Here is a 21,568-nt window from a genome sequence, read left to right as displayed (position 1 = left end):
ATCCGCGAGCACTCTGCACGCTACGCCCACCGGACGAGATTTGGCGGGGACTCACGCGCCGTTATCCAGCTGAGTCCATTCCCAGGTCGAAACAACCGGACGCAGAGACAAGGTATTGATTGCAGTCATTATGCACACAATAATGTCGGTGCAGGTGAGGGTGGTTTACTTACCCGCGAGACTCTCGGCTTTGGCTGCGATGTCCTCGAAATCCTTTGCCATGAATTTCCGGGTCACCCGCGCGCCCAATCGACCGAATACCGCTGTGAAGATCTTCGAGATACGTGAAGTGGATTCGGATTCCCCGGAGAAGTGCATCTCGAGGATCATGCCTGTGGCGTCAGGCTTCAGAGTGAACCCACTCGTGTAGTTCCTGCCGTGGGAGTTGGCTTTGAGGGTGTCGTGAAAATCCCGTTTCTAGGCGGTCGCGCGCTTTGCGGCTTCACTCAACGTCGGTGTGATCTGGCCGAGGACCCAAGGCGTGCTCAGGACGTTGACGTTGCTCAGTCCGCCGATGACGCGGGTGTCGCTGAGGAATGCGGTGGATCCGCGTTTGACCGCGTCGAGTCCACCGACTGCGGGTATGCCGGACGGATCACCGGAGCCGTCGGTGAAGCCGACGATCACGTCGGCGTCGATGTCGGCGATGTTCTCGTAGGAGATCGTCTTGAAGAACGATCCACCTGCATTGTCCGCGGCGAGCTTCTCGACGCCCGGCGCGTTGACGAATCCGAGTTCCGTCAGCACCTGGACCCGCGGGTCGGTGGGCAGATAGACGTTGATGTTGCTCGAATCGGTGTCGAAGTTGACCACTGCCAATGTACTTCCGGCGAACTCCGGGTGGGCTGCGGCGGTATCGGCGAGAGTCGCGTCGAGGCCGTCGACGAGCTTCTCGGCCTCTTCGCTCTTGCCGACTGCCTTGCCGACGATGCGGGTCTGGTCCTGCCAGGACGTCTGCCACGCTGCGCCGGGATAAGCGGCCGTCGGTGCGATCTTGCTCAGTTGGTTGTAGACGGATTCCTCGAAGCCCTCGTACGGCGCCAGGATGACGTCGGGGGTCAACGATGCGATGGACTCGATCGGCGGTTCTCCGCTGGCCGGCATGTCGAAGAGCGTTGTCTTGTCCGCGTCGAAGTAGTCCTGGGCCCAGGGCATGACGCCGTTGTCGTCCGCACCGTAGGTGTACTTGGGCTGTCCGACCGGAGTCAGATCGAGTGCGTACAGGATGTCCTGCGCGTTCCATCCGAGGGTGACGAGGCGCTCGGGCTTCGAGTCGATGGTCGTGGTGCCGAAGGTGTTCTCGATGCTGACGGGGAATCCGTCCGTACCTTGGGATGCCGTGGATGTGCCTGAATCCGAGGAGCACGAGACAAGTGCGGTGACCGCGATTGCAGCCGCACCGAGGGCAGTGAAGCCCCGAACAGAAGTTTTCATGAAGGGCAGCCTAACCTACTGAATTTCGGCAGCCAAACGAAACCGATTGTGCCGTTTATGCAGGTGGGAGTCGGATCTGGACCGCGTTTCTCAGGGCGCCGTTTCGGTGGGCGATACTTTCCTCGTGCGATCACAGCAGAAGATTCTCGGCGCCGCCCTCGGACTGATCGAAGGTGGCGGATTCGAGGCTGTGAACATTGCCGCAGTTGCCACCGCGGCCGGTGTCTCGCGCCAGACGGTGTACTCGATTTTCGGTACACGTGAAGAGGTCGTCTCCCAGGCGATGGGCGGTCTCGCTGTCGAGGTTCTCGGGGAGATCACGGCACAGGTGGAGTCGGTTGACACGGCGTGCGACTACGTCGTCGAATTCATCGTTGCCGCGCGAACTGCCGTGCGTGCTCACCCGGTGCTCGCGACTCTGCTCCTCGCCGAGCGGGGAAACCCTGTCTTCGATCTCGAAATGATGAGTCGAGCAATACCTTTCGCTGGTCAGATGCTCGCCCCTATGGTCGAACGTGGCCTCGCCACGGAGGCGGAGTTGGATGAGATAGTGGAAATTGCCGTGCGACTGGGGCTTTCGGTTGTTGCATTCGACAGTGACCTCGTCCATTCCGATGACTCCTTGCGGGCCTTTCTCTCGAGGTGGCTCGGGCCCGCAATCCGGTCGACCTCGTAGTTCCTCGCCTGCTCCGCCAAAACCTTGACACTCGAGCGTCAGAGTGTCTAGTTTTGGCGTGCCCGGAATTCTCTGGCGACATTCTTCGAGGGAGCACCAGTCATGTCCGGAGTGAAACGTAGATCGTTCTTGGCCGGTACGGCCGCCGTGGGAGTCGCGATGATGGCGCCACGCACTGCCAAGGCTGCAACAGGGATTCCGCTGACACGTGAAGTGCACCGTGTCGTGGTTATCGGTTCGGGGTTCGGCGGAGGGGTGACGGCACTTCGCTTGGCCGAGGCCGGGGTTCCGGTCACCCTGCTGGAGAGAGGGATTCGGTGGCAGACCGGGCCGAATGCCGAAACTTTTCCGCATCCCGCCAGTCCGGACAAGCGTATCCTCTGGCATCAGTCCAACCCGACTCTGTTCGGCAGGCCGGCGATCTTCGAGCCATACGCGGGTTTGTTGGAGACGGTGACCGGTGAGAACATGACCGCGATCTGCGCAGCCGGGGTGGGCGGCGGATCGCTTGTGTACCAAGGGATGACGCTGCAACCGGAAGAAGCGGTCTTCAACACGCACTTTCCGGAGGAGCTCGATTACGCACGAATGGACCGCGTCCATTACCCGCGGGTGGCGCGGATGTTGCAAGTGGAAACTGCACCCGACGAACTGATTTTCAGCCCGAACTACGAGGCGGCACGTGTATTCGCGCGTAACGCAACGCGTTCCGGTCTACCGGTGTCGAAAATTCCGATGCCGATCGACTGGAACTACGCGTTGGCCGAACTGCGGGGTGAGATGAAGCCGTCGTACACCAACGGTGACGGCGCGCTCGGTGTCAACAACGGGGGCAAACATTCGGTGGATGTCACCTACATTGCGGCAGCGGAAGCGACCGGATTGGTGAATGTGGAGACTCTGCACCAGGTCACCGATGTCGAGCGGGCGGCCGACGGACGGTGGCGTGTGTACGTGGACCGGACCGACATTTCCGGCAACATTCTCGAGAACAAGATTTTGACGACGGATGCGCTCGTGATGGCTGCCGGCAGCATGAACACCACCAAACTCCTGGTCCGCGCCGCGGCAACGGGGCGGATCACGGATCTGCCCGACGAACTCGGCGCGGGGTGGGGGACCAATGCCGACCGGATCTACATCTGGTCGGATCTCGCGGAGAATTTCGGTGCGACGCAGGGCGGGCCGGTCGTCTACGGCAGCCGGAACTGGGACGACCCGCATAACGCGTTCACCGTCATTCAGGCGTCGTTCCCGCCGGTGGCGTTCGACGCTCACAGCACGGTGATGGTCGGATTCGGGGTCAGCAGCGACCGAGGTCGGTTCGTGTACGACTCAGCGCGAGGCGAGGCGGTGCTCCGTTGGCCGAGGGATGGCGACTCTGCGATCCAGCAAGGCCACATCGGACCTGCGGCCCAGCGGATCGCGGCAGGAGGACTGCTCACCGACACCAACGCGTTACTGCCGTCCACCTGGCATCCCCTTGGCGGTGCCTGCATGAACTCGGTGTGCGATCTTGATGGTCGGGTTCTGGGCCAGCGGGGGTTGTACGTGCTCGACGGCGCTCTGTTGCCGGGGAACTCCGCTGCGTGCAATCCGTCGATGACTATCGCCGCCGTCGCGGAGCGTGCGCTCGAGAACATCGTGAAAGACGATGTGGGAACCCTATTCTGAACCTGCCCAAACGCCACGGACGGCGTACCCGAAGGCACGCCTCCGTGACGGGTCGATCGACTGACTCAGACGCTGGCAACACCAGGCGCGAGGAAGCGCTTGCCGTTGACAGCCTCGGAGGTACCGGTCCGGTCCAGGTACGGCGTGATGCCGCCGTTCCAGAATCCGAACCCGCCGCCGAGCAGCAGGCAGAGGTCGATGTCCTCGGCTGCCGCTACGACGCCCTCGTCGAGCATGATCTGAATTTCCTCGGCAAATGCACGACGTGTGCGCTCGAGGACCTCTTCCGAAGTGGACACCTTGTCACCCTGCGGCCACAGTGCGGCGACCTCGGGGTCGACGGCCTGACCGTTCTCGCCCCAGGTCCACACGCCGGGCTTGCGGGCCTCGACGAGTGCTTCGAGTCCGGGTGAGCTCTTGAACCGGTCCGGGTACGACTCCTGCAGGGTCTCGCCGGTGTGCAGTGCCACTGCGGGTCCGACGAGTGCCAGCAAGGTGAACGGCGACATGGGCATGCCGAGTTCGGCGATGGCATTGTCCGCGACGTCGAAGGGGGTGCCTTCGTCGACGGCGGACATGACCTCACCCAAGGTGCGGGTGACGAGGCGGTTGAAGACGAAGCCTGCCTTGTCGCCGCAGAGGACGGCGGACTTCTTCAGGGATTTCGCGGTGGCGAAAGCCGTTGCGAGAGTGGCATCGTCGGTCTTGCTGCCCTTGATGATCTCGAGGAGGGGAAGAACGGCAACCGGGTTGAAGAAGTGGAAGCCGACCACACGCTCGGGATGCTCGAGGCCGGACGCCATCTCCGTGATGGAGAGCGAGGAGGTGTTGGTGGCCAGGATGGTTTCGGGAGCGATGAACTGCTCGAGTTCCGCGAAGACCTTCTTCTTGACGTCCATGTTCTCGAAGACGGCTTCGATGACGAAGTCGGTCTTGGCGAACGCGGCCTTGTCGAGGGAACCGGATACGAGCGCCTTGAGGCGGTTCGCAGCGTCGGGGGACAGGCGTCCCTTGCCCTGGAGCTTCTCGATCTCGGTGTGGACGTAGCCGACACCCTTGTCGATGCGCTCCTGGTCGATGTCAGTCAGGATGACCGGCACCTTGAGCTGGCGGACGAAGAGCAGCGCGAGCTGGCTGGCCATGAGACCGGCACCGACGATGCCGACGCCGCTGACCTTGCGAGCGAGCGAGCGGTCGGGTGCTCCGGCGGGGCGCTTGGCGCGCTTGTTCACCAGATCGAAGGCGTACAGACCTGCACGGAGTTCGTCGGTCAGGAGGAGATCGGCAAGAGCCTCGTCCTCGGCCGCGAAGCCCTTGTCGAGCGAAGCGGCATCGGTGATGTCGGTACTGCGAGCCAGTTCGAGCAGCTCGACGGCCTTGACGGCGCCGGGAGCGTTGCCCTTGGTCTTGCCGTCGACGATCGCCTTCGCACGAGCGATCGCGTCGTCCCAGCCCTGGCCACGGTCGATCTCGGGGCGAGCGGGGGTCACTGTGCCGGCGAGGACCTGCGACGCCCAGGCGAGGGACTGCTCGATGAAGTCGGCAGAATCGAGAACGACGTCGACGACGCCGAGTTCGAGTGCCTTCTTGGGGGAGAGAACCTTGTTCTGGTTCAGCGAGTTCTCGATCACCACGGTGACGGCGTTCGACGGGCCGACGAGGTTGGGGAGCAACTGCGTTCCGCCCCAACCGGGGACCAGACCGAGGAATGCTTCCGGAAGACCCAGTGCGCCCGCATTGGCGGCAACCGTGCGGTAGTGGCTGTGCAGGCCGACCTCGAGGCCGCCGCCCAGAGCGACACCGTTGATGAAGGCGAACGTGGGAACGGACGACTCACGCAGGCGTCGGAACACCTTGTGACCCAAGCGGCCCAGCTCGAGTCCCTGCTCGCGAGAGGTGATCGCGGGAACACCCTTGAGGTCCGCGCCGGCGGCGAAGATGAACGGCTTGCCGGTGACGGCGATGGCAACCGGGTTGGCTGCGAAGGCTTCGTCGAGGGCGGCGTCGAATGCTGCGAGTCCGCCGGGACCGAATGACGACGGCTTGGTGTGGTCGAAGCCGTTGTCGAGGGTGATCAGTGCAAACGGGCCCTCGATGCCGGGGACCGAGATGATCTTCGTGTAGGCGTTCGTCACGACCTCGTCGGCGAATGCTGTTGCAATATCAGACATTTAGTTAACCCCTGCCTGGTAGTCAGCGTGGTTCGGGTTCTCCCAGATGACGGTGCCGCCCATGCCGAGGCCGATGCACATGGTGGTCAAGCCGTAGCGCACGTCGGGACGCGTCGCGAACTGGCGGGAGAGCTGCGTCATCAGGCGAACGCCCGAGGAAGCGAGGGGGTGGCCACACGCGATGGCGCCGCCCCACTGGTTGACGCGCGGGTCGTCGTCGGCGATTCCGTAGTGCTCGAGGAACGCGAGGACCTGAACGGCGAACGCCTCGTTGATCTCGAAGAGTCCGATGTCCTCGATCTTCAGGCCGGTGCGTGCCAGGAGCTTCTCGGTGGCGGGAACCGGACCGATGCCCATGACGGCGGGGTCGACGCCCTGGTAGGCGAAGCCCACCATGCGCATGCCGACCGGCAGGCCGAGCTCGGCTGCGGTGTCCTCACCGGCGAGCAGTGCTGCGGTGGCACCGTCGTTGAGTCCGGCGGCGTTACCGGCGGTGATGCGTCCGGCCGGGCGGAACGGCGTCTTGAGCTTCGCGAGATCTTCGACGGTGGTTCCGGGGCGCGGCGGCTCGTCTTCGGTGGCCAGACCCCAGCCCGCGGAACTGCGGGTGGCGACGGGGACCAGGGTGTCGGCGATGAAGCCGGCCTTCTTGGCAGCGTCGTACTTGTTCTGGCTGTTGACGGCGTAGGCGTCCGTGCGGTCCTTGGTGATGGTCGGGAACCGGTCGTGCAGGTTCTCGGCGGTGTTACCCATCACGAGGGCGCTCGGGTCGACCAGGCGGTCGGCGAGGAAGCGCGGGTTGGGGTCTGCGCCCTCACCCATCGGGTGGTGGCCCATGTGCTCGACGCCACCGGCGATCACGACGTCGTACTGGCCGAAGCCGATGCCCGACGCGGTGGTGGTGACGGCGGTCATCGCGCCGGCGCACATGCGGTCGATGGCGAATCCGGGAACGGTTTCGGGGAGACCGGCGAGGATCGCAGCGGTGCGGCCGATGGTCAGGCCCTGGTCACCGGTCTGCGTGGTGGCTGCGACAGCCACTTCGTCGATCCGTGCGGGATCGAGCTGCGGGTTACGGCGAAGCAGCTCACGAATCGCCTTGACGACGAGATCGTCTGCGCGCGTGTCGGCGTACATGCCTTTCGGGCCGGCCTTGCCGAACGGGGTGCGAATGCCGTCGACGAAGACGACGTTGCGTTGGTTGTTTGTGGATGGAGCCACGCGAATTCCTCCTGATGGAGCTGCCCACCACTCCGAAGTGCGGTGAGACGTTGGTTCGGCGATCACGGCCAGGCGTCCGGCCTCGTATCGAGCGTACTACTGCCCATTACTGACCGGTAACTTAACGTGCCGAATTGCTCCAACCTCACACCGGGGTCAGGTCAGGATTCAGGCTCCTCCGCTTCGGGCTCGGCCGGGACCACGGAGTTCAGTGCCTCGGCGAGGACGGGAACCGTCAAAGTGCGTTGCCAGCCACGTGCGCCACCGGAAGTGAGCTTGGTCTCGATTGCGCTCTCGACCTCGGCGATGTCGGAGTCGGGTTCCAACTTCCAGTCCCAGCACAGGCGCCTGACCAGGTCGGGTTGGAGCAGATTCTCCACGGGCACCGACACTTCCTTGCTCAGGTCCGACAGTGCGGCCCGAGCCGCCGTCAGTCGGTCGGCCGCCGCCGGGTCCTGGCGAGCCCAGCGGCCGGCGGCAGGGGGTCCGACGATCGGCGGGGTCTTCGGCGGAAGCTCGCTGTCCGGGAGCCTGCGCGCAGCTTCCAGTGCGTCCATCCAAATACGCGAATACCGGCGTTGACGTGGTCCGCCGAAGACGGGAAGCGAGCGGAGCGCATCCAGCGACCGAGGATCTTTGAGAGCGGCATCGATGATCGCGGAGTCAGGAAGAACCCGACTCGGAGACACGTCGCGCTTGCGTGCGAGATCCTCGCGCGCCTGCCACAGCGCCCGTACTGCCGCCAACTGACGGGTGGTCTTGAGTGAGGTGATGTGCGACGTACGACGCCAGCGGTCCGGTTTGGGCTTGGGCGGGCCGGCCAGACGGATGTACTCGAACTCTTCCTTCGCCCACTCGAGCTTGCCTTGGGATTCGAGTTCGGCTTCCATTGCGTCGCGCAGTTCGAGAAGCACTTCGACGTCGAGGGCGGCGTAGTTCAACCAGGCGTCCGGCAGCGGACGTGTCGACCAGTCCGCAGCCCCGTGACCCTTGCGAAGTTCCACTCGCAGGGTTCGTTCCACGATCGCGGCGAGTCCGACTCGCTCGAACCCGGCCAGTCGACCGGCCAGTTCGGTGTCGAACAGCTCGGCCGGTGTCAGGCCCAGTTCGGCGAGGCCGGGGAGATCCTGATCGGCCGAGTGCAGCACCCATTGCAACGGGTTGATCGCCTCGGCCAACGGCTGCAGGTCCTGCGCTGTCGGGATCGGGTCGAGCAGGAACGATCCCGCTCCTTCGCGTCGGAGCTGGATCAGGTACGCCCGTGCCGAATAACGGAATCCGGATGCCCGCTCGGCGTCCACGGCGAGCGGGCCGTGGCCGGAGGCCAGCGCGGCCGCGGCGTCGGCGACACCGGCGGCAGTGGTGATGACGTCCGGAACTCCGTCACGCGGAACGAGCAGCGGAACTACGTCGGAGGTGGGCTCGGTTGCATCATCGGTGACTTCGGACATGGTCACTGACTCTACGTCGCAGTCGGGGCCGGGGTTGTCACCTCAGCGTCGAACAGTTCGTCGAGTGCGGCTCCGAAACCTTGCGCGAGCTGGTCCAATTCGGGTGCCAGATCGGAGCAACTGACGATGCCGACGTCGAGTTTTCCGTCGAGTGACATCACCGTCACGTTGAGTCCTGCCCCGTGAAAGATCGGGCCGAGCGGGAACATTCCCTTGATCTGGGCGCCGAGGAAGTAGAGCGGGACCGGCGGCCCGGGCACGTTCGAGACGACCAGGTTGGACACGACGGGGTGACGCTCGGCGAGTTTGAGCGACGAGTACACCCGCATGGCGGCGCCGAACACCGCTGGTGATGCGAACTGGGACCAGTCCTGGAGCATGTTCGCACCCAGAGCCTCGTTGTGGTTCTTCGAGGTGGCGTTGTAATCGCTGATCGCGTGCAGACGCTCGACCGGATCGCCGATCTGGGTGCCCAGCTGCGTGAACATGCCCGAGATCTGGTTTGTGCCCGGCCGATCGGATTTACCGTGGACCGATACGGGGACCATCGCGACGAGTGAGTCCTCCGGCAGTTCGTCGCGGTCCTCGAGGTAGGTCCGCAAAGCACCCGCGCACAGCGCGAGAACCACATCGTTGACCTTGACGCCGTGGCGATCTTTGACGGCCTTGACCTTCGCGAGATCGAGCTGGCTGAAGGCGACGTTGCGGTGACCGGTGATAGCGCCGTTGAACGAGGTCCGCGGCGCGGTGAACGGAGCAGGCATCGCTTCACCCTTTCGTGCACGCGTCACCCACTTGGGGAGCATGGCGATTCCGCCGGGGACCAGACGGGCAATTCTTGCGGGTCGGGCGATGACGGCCATGAGTCCGCCGATGGCGATGTCCAGCGTTCCCGCGTCGCCCGCACCCTGTGCGGTGGGATCCACGAGCGCCGGTGAATCCGGTTCGAGACTGCACAGCTGAGCAAGGATGTTCGCGCCGGTGACGCCGTCGGCAGCGCTGTGATGAATCTTCGACATGACGGCGATCTGTCCGTCGGCAAGTCCCTCGATGACCCACATCTCCCATAGTGGGCGGGAACGATCCAGCGGTTGGCTCGCGATGTGTCCGGCGAGTTCTGCCAGTTCCGCGTGTGTGCCCGGAGCAGGTACCGCGGTCCGGTGGCAGTGCCGCTCGATGTCGAAATCGTGATCGTCGACCCACACGGGGTAGTCGAGATTGAGGCGGGAATCCTTGAGTTTGCGCCGGAAGGTCGGCATCGTGGCCATCCGCGAGTCCAACTCGCGAAGCAGCTTCCGGTAGTCGTAACCGCCCGGAATGGTCGAGGGGTCGAGCAGTACGAGTCCACAAACGTGCAATAGCTGGGTCGGTGTTTCCAAGTAGAGGAAGGTCGCGTCGAGTCCGCTGAGACGTTGCATGACTCATTTTAGAACAGGTTCTAGTATTTTTCCGGGGGAATGCGTAAACGAGTAGTGGAGTTAGTCGCCCTGCCGCGACAGCGTGGTTATCCCGGCAGGCGGAAGTCCTGCCGCGTACGCGAGAACTTCACAGAAAGCCTCGACATGGTGAGCCAATTCTGATGACGTTGCAGTCCAGGATGCACGTAACTCGAGTTGGTGGGCTCGCGGCGGACCCGCGATGTCGCCGTATCGCACGGAAGTTGTGGCTGTGACCGTACCGCCCAGGGCCACAAAAGGTTCCGGTCCGGCTTCGAGTGCGTCCACCAGCCAACTCCAGGCTACTTCGGGAAGTAGTGGATCCGCGGCGACGGCTTCGTCGAGATCGGCCTGGATGTAGGCCACCAACCGCATGGTGCCGTTCCATGCCTCGTCGCCGTCCGGATCGAACAACAGGATCAGGCGGCCGAAAGCGTCGCCTTCGGACTGTTCGGCCACGACGTCGGAGTCCGGGTGCAGAACCTCGGCTCCCACTGCGTGGCTGTACGGAGCGAGACGCTGCGGCGGACGGATGGGACCGACCTCTATCTCGGGCCGAACCCGCGCAGCGGTCATCGCCTCCACGGCGGCACGGAACTCGGCCGGGTCGGCTGTCGATCCGGATGTCGTCACAGGTCAGGACGTTAGTCGGGGATAAGGGCGGGTAGGTGGAGGCGCGCCGACCGAGTGTGGTTCGGGTGTGTGGCCGCTCACGAACCGCTCGGGTGTCCGATCCCGAGTGTGGGACATGGCAGCATTGAGTCGATCGAAGACACACGTTGGCGGAGAGCGCGAGGACTGATGAGCGGGTTGGACAACATGAATTCAGGCATGACCGGGTCGGCGGAATACAGCGCTCGGCGAGTTTTGCCCGACGCACCGTTGCTCGCCGCGGCGACCGGACGCACTCCGAGTCGACGGCCGGTGTGGTTCATGCGCCAGGCCGGACGTTCGTTGCCGGAGTATCGCGAGATCCGCGCGGGGATCGGCATGTTGGAGTCGTGTTTCGATCCGGCGCTGGTCTGTGAGATCACGATGCAGCCGGTGCGCCGTCACGACGTGGACGCGGCAATCCTGTTCTCGGACATCGTTGTTCCGCTCAAGGCTGCGGGAATCGATCTCGACATCGTTGCCGGCGTCGGACCGGTGGTTGCCAATCCGATTCGCTCCATCGCCGACGTCGCAGCCCTCCCGCGGTTGGTCCCCGAAGAGGTCGGGGCGATCGCGCAGGCCGTTCGACTTCTCACCACCGAGTTGGGCTCGACTCCGCTGATCGGCTTTGCCGGAGCGCCGTTCACCTTGGCGTCGTATCTGGTCGAGGGTGGTCCGAGCCGGAACCACGAGAAGACCAAGGCGCTCATGCACTCCGATCCGAAGACCTGGCACGCGTTGCTGGGAAGCCTGGCAGACACCACGATCTGCTTCCTGCAGACGCAGCTCAAGGCGGGTGTCGACGCGGTTCAGCTGTTCGACTCGTGGGCCGGCGCGCTCTCGCTGGCCGATTACCGGGAATTTGTTCTCCCGCATTCCGAACGGGTGTTTGCCGAGGTTGCCGCTGCCGGCGTTCCGCGTATCCACTTCGGTGTCGGAACCGGTGAACTTCTCGGCGCGATGGGGGAGGCAGGTGCCGACGTCGTGGGTGTCGACTGGCGGATTCCGCTCGACCTCGCGGCCGGTCGTGTCGGTCCGGGCAAGGCGCTGCAAGGCAATCTCGATCCCGCTGTACTGTTCGCGGGCCCCGAGGTGATCGATCGTGAGGTGCGCCGGATCGCCGCTGAAGGTGACCGCGCGATCGAGGCCGGTGCCATCGGCCACATCTTCAACCTCGGCCATGGAGTTCTTCCCGACACCGATCCCACGGCGATCACCTCGGCGGTGGAGCTGGTGCACTCGCTGTGACAACCACTCGGCCGTCGGTCGCGGTGATCGGAGGCGGAATCTCCGGTCTGGTTGCCGCGTACCGGCTTCGGCGCAGTCTGGGCTCCGTTGCCGACATCACGGTCGTCGACGACTCTCCGCGACTGGGCGGGAAGCTGCGAACGATTGATCTGGGTGGTGGCCCGATCGACATCGGCGCCGAGGCGTTCATCGCCCGTCGGCCCGAAGTCCCTGCGCTTCTCGCCGAGCTGGGACTGACCGATCAGATCGTTTATCCAGCGGGGTTGAGCCCGTTGATCTGGTCCCAGGGCTCACTGAATCGACTTCCTGCCGGAACCCTGATGGGAATCCCGGCATCGTCCGAGTCGGTGAGAGATCTAGTCGACGAGCAGACGCTGTCGCGCATAGCTGCCGAACCAGGCGTCCCGTTCGAGTGGACCCGCGGTTCCGATTGCAGTGTTGCCGAACTGGTTTCAGGGCGATTCGGTGATCAGGTGGTCAGCCGATCGGTGGATCCCCTTCTCGGCGGGGTGTACTCGGGCCTGGCGGAGACCATCGGAGTGCGTGCAGCTTTGCCGACACTCGCTGCGGCGCTCGATGCGGGCGCTCAGAGCCTCACGGATGCAGTTGCAGCCGCAGTGCCGACACCTGCACCCGGACCAGTGTTCGGAGCGCTCAGGGACGGTTACGGCATCTTGCTCGATGCGCTGCGGCAGGCCGCCGACGCGACGTTCGTCCGCGGCGAGGCTTCCGGGTTACGCAGGGACGGGACGGGGTGGAACGTCGATCCGCTCGGCAGCGTCGACGCGGTGATTCTGGCTGTTCCGGCGCCGCGCGCAGCGGTGCTGTTGGCCGGCGTCGATGCGGATATTGCGCGTATCGCGTCGCGGATCGAACTGGCGTCGTCCGCGGTGGTGGCGCTCCGCTTGCCCGGTCAGGTCGACCTTCCGCAGAATTCGGGGATCCTGGTTGCCACCGACTCCGACCTGACCGCCAAGGCGTTCACGCTGTCGAGCCGAAAGTGGACGCACCTCGCTGATCGCGGCGAGCATCTCGTTCGGGTGTCGTTCGGTCGATTCGGTGCATCGGAGATCGTCGACCGGCCGGATGGTGAACTGATCGAACTTGCGCGCGCCGATCTCGAGACCGTGACCGGAATCACCGAGGAGCCAGGAGCGAGCTTCGTACAGCGGTGGCACGGCGGTCTTCCCCAGTACTCCCCAGGTCACACGGAAATCGTGGCTGAAATCGAGTCCGGGATGACGCAGTTCGACGGCCTCGAAGTGGCCGGGTCGTGGCTGCACGGCGTCGGGGTTCCGGCGTGTGTCGCAGTCGGCACGACGGCGGCTACACGGATATTCGAGCGAGTGGCACGATAGACCCATGGCACGCCTTGATTTCGACAAACTGAACTCTGAAATCCGTTACCTCATGTTCTCCGTGTTCCAGGTGGAACCCGGTGTGCTGGGCGATGATCGGGAAGCTGCGGTCAAGGACGCCCGCTTGTTCTTCGAGGGTCTCGAAGACAAGGGCGTCGTGGTTCGCGGCATCTACGACGTCGCCGGCTTGCGCGCCGACGCGGACTTCATGATCTGGACCCACGCGGCCAGCATCGAGGAACTTCAGGCCGCGTACGCGGATTTCCGCCGCACCACCGTCCTCGGACAGGCCAGTGCTCCCATCTGGAGCAACTCGGCGGTGCACCGCCCCGCGGAGTTCAACAAGAGCCACGTGCCCTCGTTCATCGCGGGTGAGGATCCGGGCGACTACATCTGCGTTTACCCGTTCGTCCGCTCGTACGAGTGGTACCTGCTCCCCGACGAGGAGCGTCGCAAGATGCTCGCCGATCACGGTATGGCTGCTCGTTCGTACAAGGACGTTCGCGCCAACACGGTCCCGGCCTTCGCTCTGGGGGACTACGAGTGGATTCTCGCGTTCGAAGCGCCTGAGCTCATCCGTATCGTCGATCTGATGCGCGATCTGCGTGCCACCGAAGCTCGCTTGCACGTTCGCGAAGAGGTGCCGTTCTTCACCGGGCCGCGCGTGGACATCGAGAAGCTGGTCCTTTCCCTACCCTGATCTACTTCGAAAGTAGTTTCTGTGACAACTGCACCGAACCGGCGTCGTCAACACATGTCCCATTGGGGAATGTTCACCGCCGAATCGGTCGCCGGCGAGGTGACCGCCGTGCATCCCTACGAGGGTGATTCGAATCCCTCGCCGATGCTCGGGAACCTCGCCGGTTCGGTGCGCAGTCGGGCTCGCGTTTCGGGCCCGGCGGTGCGCCGCGGTTGGCTCGAGACCGGACCTGGTCCCAGTGACCGACGTGGCGCGGACGAGTTCGTCTCGGTCTCGTGGGACGAACTGACCGAACTCCTCTCCCGCGAGTTGCGTCGCGTGGTCGACACGCACGGGAACAACGCGATCTTCGGCGGCTCGTACGGCTGGGCCAGCGCCGGTCGATTCCATCACGCGCAGAGCCAAGTTCACCGATTTCTGAATCAGCTGGGTGGATACACCAAGTCGGTCCACAGCTACTCGCTCGGTGCCACCGGTGTCATCATGCCGCGTGTGGTCGGAACTCACTGGAAGTTGTTCGCGCGCTCCACGTCGTGGGACGTCATCGCCAAGCGCTCCGATCTTCTCGTCTCGTTCGGGGGAGTGCCGATCAAGAACACCGGCGTCAATGCCGGTGGTACGAGCGATCATCCGACGCGCGGGGCGCTCGACGCATTTCGTACCCGCGGCGGAAAGATCGTCTCCTTCAGTCCGTTGCGCGACGACGTCGATGGTGACTGCGAGTGGATCGCACCCGTTCCGGGAACCGACGTGGCAATCATGCTTGCCCTGGCGTTTGTCCTGGCGTCGGAGGACCTGCACGATCGCGATTTCCTGAACCGCTTCTGCGTCGGCTACGAACGCTTCGAGGATTACCTGCTCGGACGTGCCGACGGTGTACCGAAGGATCCGCGCTGGGCGCAGAAGATCTCCGGGGTGCCGGCGGAGTTCATCACCGACCTGGCCCGGAGAATGGCGTCCGGCCGGACGCTAGTGACCGTCACGTGGTCGTTGCAACGCATCAAACACGGTGAACAGGCTCCGTGGATGGGCGTGACACTCGCCGCGATGCTCGGCCAATTCGGGCTTCCGGGTGGCGGTTTCGGCCACGGCTACGGTTCGATGAACGAGCCGGGTCTGGCTCCGGTGCCGTATCCGTTGCCGACCTTCTCACAAGGTGTGAATCCGGTGCCCGATTTCATTCCGGTGGCCGCGATCTCCGATCTCTTGCTCTCGCCCGGCGAGGAGTTCGACTACGACGGCAGGCGCCTGACCTATCCGGATATTCGGTTGGTCTACTGGGCCGGTGGCAATCCGTTTCATCACCACCAGGATCTCCCGAGGCTGCGACGGGCATTTGCGCGTCCGGACACGATCGTCGTTCACGATCCCTACTGGACGCCGATGGCTCGCAATGCCGACATCGTTGTCCCGTCGACAACGTCGCTCGAACGAAATGACCTGAGCTGCACACGAAATGATCCACTTCTGGTCGCGATGCAGCAAGTAGTTCCACCTTTCGCGAACTCGCGAGACGACTACGACACGTTTGCCGCTCTGGCTTCTGCGCTCGGATTCGGGGAGCAGTTCACCGAGGGGAGATCCTCACAGGAGTGGATCGAGCATCTCTACGGTCAATGGCGGCCGTTCGTCGATGCCGACGGCGGCAACACACCGACGTTCGAGGATTTCTGGTCGGACGGGCACTACCGGATGCGAACCGAAGACAACCTCGTGCTCTTCGGTGACTTCCGCGAGGACCCCGAGAAGTATCCGCTCTCGACTCCGAGTGGGAAGATCGAGATCTTCTCCGAGACCATCGAGTCTTTCGGCTACGACGACTGCGCCGGCCATCCGCGCTGGTACGAGCCCGACGAGTGGCTGGGTGGGCCCCGGGCCACGCAATTCCCGCTTCACTTGATCGCCAACCAGCCCAAGACGCGGCTGCACAGCCAACTCGATCACGGCGCTGCGAGCCAGGCATCGAAGATTCAGGGACGCGAGCCGATTCGTATGCACCCCGATGCAGCGGCCCAGCGCGGCGTGTCGGCTGGGGACGTGGTGCGCGTATTCAACGATCGCGGGGCGTGCCTGGCTGGTGTGATCGTCGATTCGGATTTGCGGAGCGATGTCGTCCAGTTGTCGACCGGGGCGTGGTACGACCCGCTCGATCCCGCCGATCCCGATTCGCTGTGTGTTCACGGAAATCCCAACGTTCTTACGCCGGACGACGGCACGTCTTCGCTTTCGCACGGGTGCACCGGCCAGCACGTTCTGGTGCAGATCGAGAAATTCGAAGGGGTTCTGCCGCCGGTCAAGGCGTTCGATCCGCCCGTGCTTCGTTCGCGCTGACGGAACCGATCGGCCACCTCCCGCGTCGAACCTCGTGAGCGCCTGAATCAGGTGTCACGATCTATCGGAGGTGGGGGCCATCGTGAGTGGGGCGGATGTTGGTTCGATGAGGGGACAGGTCGAAGTTCTTCGGGCTCAGATCGATTCGATGCAGGTTGATCTGTTGGAGCGAACGCGATCGCTGGCGGATATGCAGGAGAAGATCGCACGAGCGACGGCGAGCGCGCGCTCGAGTGATGGCAGTGTGGAAGTCGTCGTAGACGCTTCGGGGGCGACCGTGGGAGTCACCCTCTCCGGGAGCGCTTACGGCAAGCATTCGCCGGTAGCGTTGGGAAATCTGATCCTGGCCACGGCTACATCTGCGGCGGAGGACATGCGCCGACAGGTTGCCGAGATATCGAGGCCGTTCACCGAAGCGGCCAGGATCGATTTGCCCGACCTCGTTCCCGGTGTGCTCGGATTGCGTGAGATTCTCGCGCCTCGTCCGGCGTCGGTGCCGGTCGGCGGCGACGAGCACTGGGACCGCACCGTTCTGAGGAGCTCCGGCAATGTCTGAACTGGACGTGGACGTGGCCGCGATGGGAAGTGCTGCACCAGCATTCGAGGTGGTCGCTGCCGATCTCGACGAGGCGCGGAGTGCTCTGGAAACAGTGGCCGGCGCCGAAGAGGGGTGCTGGGGCGCTGACCAGTTCGGAACCGCATTCTCGGACGCGTATGTTCCCGGTGCGGAGTCAGCAGTCGGCGGGATGACACTGGTCGCGGGCGCGCTCCGCGAATTGACTGCCACGCTGATTGAGATCACCGATCGTTTCGAATCGATCGACACCTCGCTTGCCGACGACATGGCGGGTGGGCTCTGATGGGACTCGAGATTCCAGGCTGGTTACAGGCGGTTGCGTCGGTTGCGGTGGGCAGTGACTGGCCGCAAGGAGACGAAACGGCACTGTGGAGGTTGGGTGATGCCTGGTCAGGCGCGGCTGATCGGATCGAGGCTTCGGCCGCTGCCGGTGGTTACGGATTGCAAACAGTACTGGCATCGATCGACGGTCGAGCCGGCGACTCGTTGTCTCGGTATTGGTCGGAGGCCGGGGGAGTTGCGGAGGTCTTCGAGCGGTTGTCCTCTGCCGCGGCCGAACTGGGTCAGTCATGCACCGATACCGGCACGGACATCGAGTACACCAAACTGTCGATCCTCGCGGCGCTGGGCGCACTGGCGCTCGAGATTGCCGCCATGGTGGCGGCCGCTGTCCCGACACTGGGTGCGAGTACCGCCGGAATCGTGGCGGCTGAGGTGGCAACAACACTCACGGTCCGAATGCTGTTGCAGCAATTGTTGATACGAGTGATCGAGGCTGCAGCAGTGGAAGCTGCCGCTGCCGTCTTCTCCGGCCTCGCCATTCAACTCGGGCAGATGACGATGGATCATCGCCAGTCGATCGACGGTGGCAAGGTCGTGACCGAGGGCCGCGACGGTTTCATCAAGGGACTTGCGAACGGAGGGTTGAAGACGACGCCGGATCGTGTCGGGCCTGACCCGAACCCGCTCCCGACCGGTTCGAGATTGCAGCAGATCGCGCGGGGGGCTTTCGACGATGCGGTATCGGGAGCGTCCGCTGCGATCGTGACGAAGGAAGTCACGGGCGGCGATGCCTCGTTGACGGACATCACTTCCGGCGCGATCGGTGGTGGGATCGGGTCAGTCAAGGACGGTCTTGTCGCTCGAAACGAGGACCTGAACGCTGCTGGTCTGAGCCCGACTGCGCTGAACTGGGACTTCTGAGTTGAAGTCTCGAATCGTGGGCTACCAGTGACACGGGGTAGCCCACGACCTGGCTACTGAGCGACACGGGGCAGCCCACGACCTGGCTACTGAGCGGGCTTGAGAACCAGCGAGATCGAGTTGATGCAGTACCGCTGATCGGTCGGCGTCGGGTATCCCTCGCCCTCGAAGACGTGACCGAGGTGGCTGTGGCACTTCTTGCAGATGACCTCGACACGGCGCATCCCGAGTGAGCTGTCTTCCTTCAGGATCACGGCATCCGAATCCGCCGGATCGAAGAAGGACGGCCACCCGCAGTGCGATTCGAACTTTTCGGTGCTGCGGAACAGTTCGGCTCCGCACGCACGGCAGGAGTAAACGCCTTCCGTGGTGGTGTCGGTGTACTCGCCGACGAAGGGACGTTCGGTGCCGGCTTGGCGCAGGACGGCGAACTCCTCCGGAGTCAGCTTTTCGCGCCACTCGCTCTCGGTGTACGTGACCTCAGGTGTGCTGTCGATGCCATCGTGTGAAGAACTCATGCCTCCACGCTAATGCTTTGTCGCCGTTTCGGCTTCGTCGGCAGGTGAGACGGTATCGAGCGGGGGATCGAGGAGGTAGGCGGGATCGATTCCGCGATCCAAGCGGCCCTCGCGACGCGCGACCAGATACCGGTATCCGAGGACACAGAAGATCACGATCAGCAGAAGGCTCCAGCCGAGGGTGCTCTTGGTGTATTCGGCTGCCCGGCCGAAGGTCGGCCAGCGGTTCGACCACCAGCTGTCGAACGTCATGAAGCCGTAGACGGCGAGCCACGCCGGCCAGTTCCGCATGACCGAGTTCTTGAGCACCACGGACATCAACAGCGGCAACAGCATCATCGAGTAGTACATCTGGCCGAGCGATGGCAGCAGGAACGACGCGGTCATGATGACACCGGTCGCGGTGGTGAGGAAGAAGAGTTCGTCGTTGCGGTAATAGCGGAAAAGAAGCCACAGAGAGACGACGACCATGGCGGCCAACACGACGCGCAACAGCAGGATCAACCATTCGGGCAGACCGAAGTAAGCGCCGTTTCCGACAATCGAACTGTTGAAGTAGTCACGAGATTCGAGCAGGTACGGCACGGTGCGGCGGACGAAGTCCATCGGATCCGACGCAAGCGGCCATGCCACGACCGTGAGAATGAACGGGATGCCCAGGGCGGTGACGAGCACCTTCCACTGACCGCGAACGAGCGGCAGCAGGAGCAGTGGCGCGAGAGTGGGTTTCACTGCGATGGTGAGACCGATCGCGGCGCCGGCCCACAGATCCTTCTTGCGCATCAGCAGCAGGAGGAAGGCAACTTCGCCGAGTAGTACGAGGCCGTTGATGTTGGTGAACACCAACGTGTTGGTGACCGTCTCCGACATGAAAGCGCCGAGCACCAGAATCGGCGCCGCGATGGAACTGATCGTCAGGTCGAACAAGCGCAACAGCAGGTAGAGAGCCACGAGAATGGCGACGGCATTGACACCGATGAACAGCCACCGCGAGCGCTCGGGATCGAGGATCGCCAGGGGTGCCATCAACAAGGAACCCGATGGTGGGTACAGATAATGGGGGTCTACGGAGTTGAAATCTGCGGTGTAGACGTCGCGCCCGTTCCAGAACGCCAGCGCGGCGTTGTAGACCGGTCGGAAGTCATCGGTGATGGCGCCGTTGACTGCTGTGACGATGACACGATTGAGCACGGTCATCACGGCGATCGGCCACAAAACGAAGTTGACGACTTGTTGGGTTGTCCGCCCGGTACGCGGCTCGAGCTGTCGAAGGAACACTTCGGCACGGTACACCGGAGCAGGGTGTGATCGGGGGATGCACCCCTTTTCCGTCGTGGTGGACAAGCGCCCGAGTCAGGCCGGGCACACGCTTCCGTTGCTGGGCAGGGAGGCATCGGTGAGGTATGCCCTCATCGCCTGCTGCGCGCAGGTGGATTGTGCCGCGGGGTGACCCGCACCCTGCCAGTCCAGGGTTGCGAAGCGCGACCCCGCGTTGGTCACGACGCCGGTGACGGTCGAGAGTCCGGAGTTCCCGACGGCCGGGTCGCCCTGACCGCTCAGCACGAGGACGGCGGGCTTCAACTGATTCGGCAGGGGAGAGTTGGCGGTCGACGGCCAGCTGGCGCATGCGAGCAAACCGAGCGCGGCTTCTCGACCGAATACCGGATAGTTGGTGCCCCAGGTGTCCGCCAGTTCGCGGACGCGCCCGATCCCCGGCCACTGCATGCCGTCGGTGCATCGTCCGATGAACTGGCCGTCACCGTCCACCTCGTTCTCTGCCCGGGCGGCGCGCTCTCGAATCGGCGAAGCATTGCCGGTACCGAGCGCGGACAGAGCGTCTGAGAGCGAGCGGGTCTCCTGCTCACGGTTGGTTCCGGCAGTCCACAGGCTCGCCGAAATCGCGTTCGACACCGCAGCGGCGGACAGCGGCTGGAATTCATCGGCCCGAGCGCGCTCCATCAAGTCCGTGACCGCTTTCTTCGGATCAGGTCCGAGCGAGCACCCCAGCGCCACACATCGCTGAGCGAATGCGGTCAACGCCGCTTCCTCGCCCTGCACGCGGCTCTCTGCCTCGGTGGCAGCGTCCGTGGCCACCGGAGCGGGAGAATCGAGGATCAACCTCGCGAGGTTCTCGGGGTGGGCTGCCGCGTAGCTCAGCGCGATGTCCGAGCCGGACCCTGCCGACCACAGAGCGATGGTCTCGACGCCCCACCGCGTACGTAGAGCGTCGATGTCCTCGGCAGCGGAGTCCGCGCCGAACTTCAGTTCTTGAGGATCGAGATAGTCGGTACAGGCGATGGTTGCATCGTGACCGAGAGCGGCGACCGCGTCGGCGGCGTCGCCGGTGGAGTCCGCGTCGAACTGGCCCAGATCGTGAAGGCCGCGCCGAATCTCCGGCGTCATGCAGTCGATTGCGGTGGACCTGTCGATTCCGCGTCGATCCAGGGCAACGACGGGGTGATCCGCGAGTACCGTCGTCAAGCCGGACGTAGCGAGCATGGCCAGAGAGTTTCCCGACGAACGGTCGGTGCCGGACGTGAACACGATCGGATACGCGTTGGCAGGCGTCGACGACGTCCGAGCGCGGGTCAAGCCGGCAGTGAAGTTGCCGTCGATGGCGCCGGTCACGTCGATGGGGGCACTGAATTCCGCGCATTCGAGGATGACGCCGGCGCTCGACGCTGCGAGAGCCTGGTCGGCGAGTGACGTGCCGGTGCAGTCTCGCCACGGTATGTCGTCGGTCGGGACGCCGGGGTCGACCGGCGGCGCATCGGGTGACGGTCCCTCGCTCTGGGCAGGGCTGCCGTCGGTGCGGCCTTCGACCGCGACGGCGGGCCGAAGCGACGGCCCGGCGCCGCACGCACAACACGTCGCGAGGACGACGGCCATCAAAGCAACTCTGCGCATGCCGACCAGAGT

At 64.1% G+C, this 21,568-nt stretch carries 19 protein-coding genes; 9 read left to right on the top strand and 10 right to left on the bottom strand.

Features of this window, described 5'->3' with window-relative positions; all coding sequences use genetic code 11:
* Positions 1–165: 165 nt before the first annotated feature.
* Both QM596_RS11465 and QM596_RS11460 read right to left on the bottom strand, forming a co-directional pair.
* Complete coding sequence (locus tag QM596_RS11465) at positions 166–330, bottom strand: hypothetical protein (RefSeq protein WP_283309069.1); 165 nt, start codon at positions 328–330, stop codon at positions 166–168.
* 87 nt (positions 331–417) lie between these two features.
* Positions 418–1,434: an iron-siderophore ABC transporter substrate-binding protein gene (locus QM596_RS11460; RefSeq protein ID WP_283309068.1), complete on the bottom strand. Its 1,017-nt coding sequence runs from the start codon at positions 1,432–1,434 to the stop codon at positions 418–420.
* A 124-nt stretch (positions 1,435–1,558) separates the two neighbouring features.
* On the opposite strand from QM596_RS11460, the gene QM596_RS11455 reads away from it, so the two are divergent.
* Together QM596_RS11455 and QM596_RS11450 are read left to right on the top strand one after the other, a co-directional pair.
* On the top strand, positions 1,559–2,110 hold the full coding sequence (locus QM596_RS11455; protein ID WP_029255269.1) for a TetR/AcrR family transcriptional regulator: 552 nt from the start codon (positions 1,559–1,561) through the stop codon (positions 2,108–2,110).
* A gap of 102 nt (positions 2,111–2,212) precedes the next feature.
* On the top strand, positions 2,213–3,784 hold the full coding sequence (locus QM596_RS11450) for a GMC oxidoreductase (RefSeq protein ID WP_283309067.1): 1,572 nt from the start codon (positions 2,213–2,215) through the stop codon (positions 3,782–3,784).
* 65 nt (positions 3,785–3,849) lie between these two features.
* Here QM596_RS11450 and QM596_RS11445 read toward each other — a convergent pair whose 3' ends face one another.
* The 5 genes from QM596_RS11445 to QM596_RS11425 form a co-directional block, all read right to left on the bottom strand.
* On the bottom strand, positions 3,850–5,955 hold the full coding sequence (locus QM596_RS11445) for a 3-hydroxyacyl-CoA dehydrogenase NAD-binding domain-containing protein (RefSeq protein ID WP_007732875.1): 2,106 nt from the start codon (positions 5,953–5,955) through the stop codon (positions 3,850–3,852).
* Entirely contained in the window at positions 5,956–7,176 is a 1,221-nt protein-coding gene (locus QM596_RS11440; protein ID WP_003942598.1) for a thiolase family protein, read from the bottom strand.
* Between the two features lie 161 nt (positions 7,177–7,337).
* On the bottom strand, positions 7,338–8,627 hold the full coding sequence (locus QM596_RS11435; protein ID WP_283309065.1) for an HRDC domain-containing protein: 1,290 nt from the start codon (positions 8,625–8,627) through the stop codon (positions 7,338–7,340).
* Between the two features lie 11 nt (positions 8,628–8,638).
* Positions 8,639–10,045, bottom strand: a complete 1,407-nt coding sequence (locus tag QM596_RS11430; protein WP_019748265.1) for a WS/DGAT/MGAT family O-acyltransferase — start codon at positions 10,043–10,045, stop codon at positions 8,639–8,641.
* A gap of 60 nt (positions 10,046–10,105) precedes the next feature.
* A complete protein-coding gene (locus QM596_RS11425; RefSeq protein WP_019748266.1) occupies positions 10,106–10,696 on the bottom strand; it encodes a DUF3000 domain-containing protein in 591 nt (196 codons plus the stop codon).
* Between the two features lie 168 nt (positions 10,697–10,864).
* Between QM596_RS11425 and hemE the strand changes: the two genes are divergently transcribed.
* The 7 genes from hemE to QM596_RS11390 all read left to right on the top strand — a co-directional run bounded on the left by hemE (position 10,865) and on the right by QM596_RS11390 (position 18,131).
* Positions 10,865–11,962 (top strand): uroporphyrinogen decarboxylase, encoded by a 1,098-nt coding sequence (gene hemE, locus QM596_RS11420; RefSeq protein ID WP_502943374.1) that lies wholly within the window; start codon positions 10,865–10,867, stop codon positions 11,960–11,962.
* Positions 11,959–13,320 carry a protoporphyrinogen oxidase gene (locus QM596_RS11415; protein WP_070796891.1) on the top strand — a complete coding sequence of 454 codons (1,362 nt, stop codon included), beginning with the start codon at positions 11,959–11,961 and terminating at the stop codon, positions 13,318–13,320. The genes hemE and QM596_RS11415 overlap by 4 nt, the downstream gene beginning before the upstream one ends.
* Before the next feature lie 4 nt (positions 13,321–13,324).
* Positions 13,325–14,020 (top strand): hydrogen peroxide-dependent heme synthase, encoded by a 696-nt coding sequence (gene hemQ / locus QM596_RS11410; RefSeq protein WP_019748269.1) that lies wholly within the window; start codon positions 13,325–13,327, stop codon positions 14,018–14,020.
* Between the two features lie 54 nt (positions 14,021–14,074).
* Positions 14,075–16,351: a molybdopterin guanine dinucleotide-containing S/N-oxide reductase gene (locus tag QM596_RS11405; protein WP_283309304.1), complete on the top strand. Its 2,277-nt coding sequence runs from the start codon at positions 14,075–14,077 to the stop codon at positions 16,349–16,351.
* A 106-nt stretch (positions 16,352–16,457) separates the two neighbouring features.
* Entirely contained in the window at positions 16,458–16,907 is a 450-nt protein-coding gene (locus QM596_RS11400) for a YbaB/EbfC family nucleoid-associated protein (protein WP_283309057.1), read from the top strand.
* Positions 16,900–17,211, top strand: coding sequence for a hypothetical protein (locus QM596_RS11395; protein WP_019748272.1), 312 nt, complete (start codon positions 16,900–16,902; stop codon positions 17,209–17,211). The genes QM596_RS11400 and QM596_RS11395 overlap by 8 nt, the downstream gene beginning before the upstream one ends.
* On the top strand, positions 17,211–18,131 hold the full coding sequence (locus QM596_RS11390) for a WXG100-like domain-containing protein (RefSeq protein ID WP_019748273.1): 921 nt from the start codon (positions 17,211–17,213) through the stop codon (positions 18,129–18,131). The genes QM596_RS11395 and QM596_RS11390 overlap by 1 nt, the downstream gene beginning before the upstream one ends.
* Positions 18,132–18,217: 86 nt before the next feature.
* Here QM596_RS11390 and msrB read toward each other — a convergent pair whose 3' ends face one another.
* From msrB to QM596_RS11375, 3 genes are read right to left on the bottom strand one after another with little or no spacing between them, the layout of a single operon-like run.
* A complete protein-coding gene (msrB, locus tag QM596_RS11385; RefSeq protein ID WP_003942631.1) occupies positions 18,218–18,649 on the bottom strand; it encodes a peptide-methionine (R)-S-oxide reductase MsrB in 432 nt (143 codons plus the stop codon).
* Positions 18,650–18,658: 9 nt separating this feature from the next.
* On the bottom strand, positions 18,659–19,942 hold the full coding sequence (locus tag QM596_RS11380; RefSeq protein ID WP_283309054.1) for a glycosyltransferase family 87 protein: 1,284 nt from the start codon (positions 19,940–19,942) through the stop codon (positions 18,659–18,661).
* Positions 19,943–20,002: 60 nt separating this feature from the next.
* Entirely contained in the window at positions 20,003–21,556 is a 1,554-nt protein-coding gene (locus QM596_RS11375) for an alpha/beta fold hydrolase (RefSeq protein ID WP_020907584.1), read from the bottom strand.
* Positions 21,557–21,568 lie beyond the last annotated feature (12 nt).

The organism is Rhodococcus sp. IEGM 1406, assembly GCF_030056745.1.
In the GTDB taxonomy this organism is placed as follows: domain Bacteria; phylum Actinomycetota; class Actinomycetes; order Mycobacteriales; family Mycobacteriaceae; genus Rhodococcus_F; species Rhodococcus_F erythropolis.
This window is presented reverse-complemented; position numbering and strand designations above follow the sequence as displayed.

What these genes read in the sequence shown, in the direction of transcription:
- QM596_RS11465 (WP_283309069.1), bottom strand. Translation starts at nt 330, where the DNA reads ATGATCCTCGAGATGCACTTCTCCGGGGAATCCGAATCCACTTCACGT.
- QM596_RS11460 (WP_283309068.1), bottom strand. Translation starts at nt 1,434, where the DNA reads ATGAAAACTTCTGTTCGGGGCTTCACTGCCCTCGGTGCGGCTGCAATC.
- QM596_RS11450 (WP_283309067.1), top strand. Translation starts at nt 2,213, where the DNA reads ATGTCCGGAGTGAAACGTAGATCGTTCTTGGCCGGTACGGCCGCCGTG.
- QM596_RS11445 (WP_007732875.1), bottom strand. Translation starts at nt 5,955, where the DNA reads ATGTCTGATATTGCAACAGCATTCGCCGACGAGGTCGTGACGAACGCC.
- QM596_RS11435 (WP_283309065.1), bottom strand. Translation starts at nt 8,627, where the DNA reads ATGTCCGAAGTCACCGATGATGCAACCGAGCCCACCTCCGACGTAGTT.
- QM596_RS11430 (WP_019748265.1), bottom strand. Translation starts at nt 10,045, where the DNA reads ATGCAACGTCTCAGCGGACTCGACGCGACCTTCCTCTACTTGGAAACA.
- hemE (WP_502943374.1), top strand. Translation starts at nt 10,865, where the DNA reads ATGAGCGGGTTGGACAACATGAATTCAGGCATGACCGGGTCGGCGGAA.
- hemQ (WP_019748269.1), top strand. Translation starts at nt 13,325, where the DNA reads ATGGCACGCCTTGATTTCGACAAACTGAACTCTGAAATCCGTTACCTC.
- QM596_RS11405 (WP_283309304.1), top strand. Translation starts at nt 14,075, where the DNA reads ATGTCCCATTGGGGAATGTTCACCGCCGAATCGGTCGCCGGCGAGGTG.
- QM596_RS11400 (WP_283309057.1), top strand. Translation starts at nt 16,458, where the DNA reads ATGAGGGGACAGGTCGAAGTTCTTCGGGCTCAGATCGATTCGATGCAG.
- QM596_RS11395 (WP_019748272.1), top strand. Translation starts at nt 16,900, where the DNA reads ATGTCTGAACTGGACGTGGACGTGGCCGCGATGGGAAGTGCTGCACCA.
- QM596_RS11390 (WP_019748273.1), top strand. Translation starts at nt 17,211, where the DNA reads ATGGGACTCGAGATTCCAGGCTGGTTACAGGCGGTTGCGTCGGTTGCG.
- msrB (WP_003942631.1), bottom strand. Translation starts at nt 18,649, where the DNA reads ATGAGTTCTTCACACGATGGCATCGACAGCACACCTGAGGTCACGTAC.
- QM596_RS11375 (WP_020907584.1), bottom strand. Translation starts at nt 21,556, where the DNA reads ATGCGCAGAGTTGCTTTGATGGCCGTCGTCCTCGCGACGTGTTGTGCG.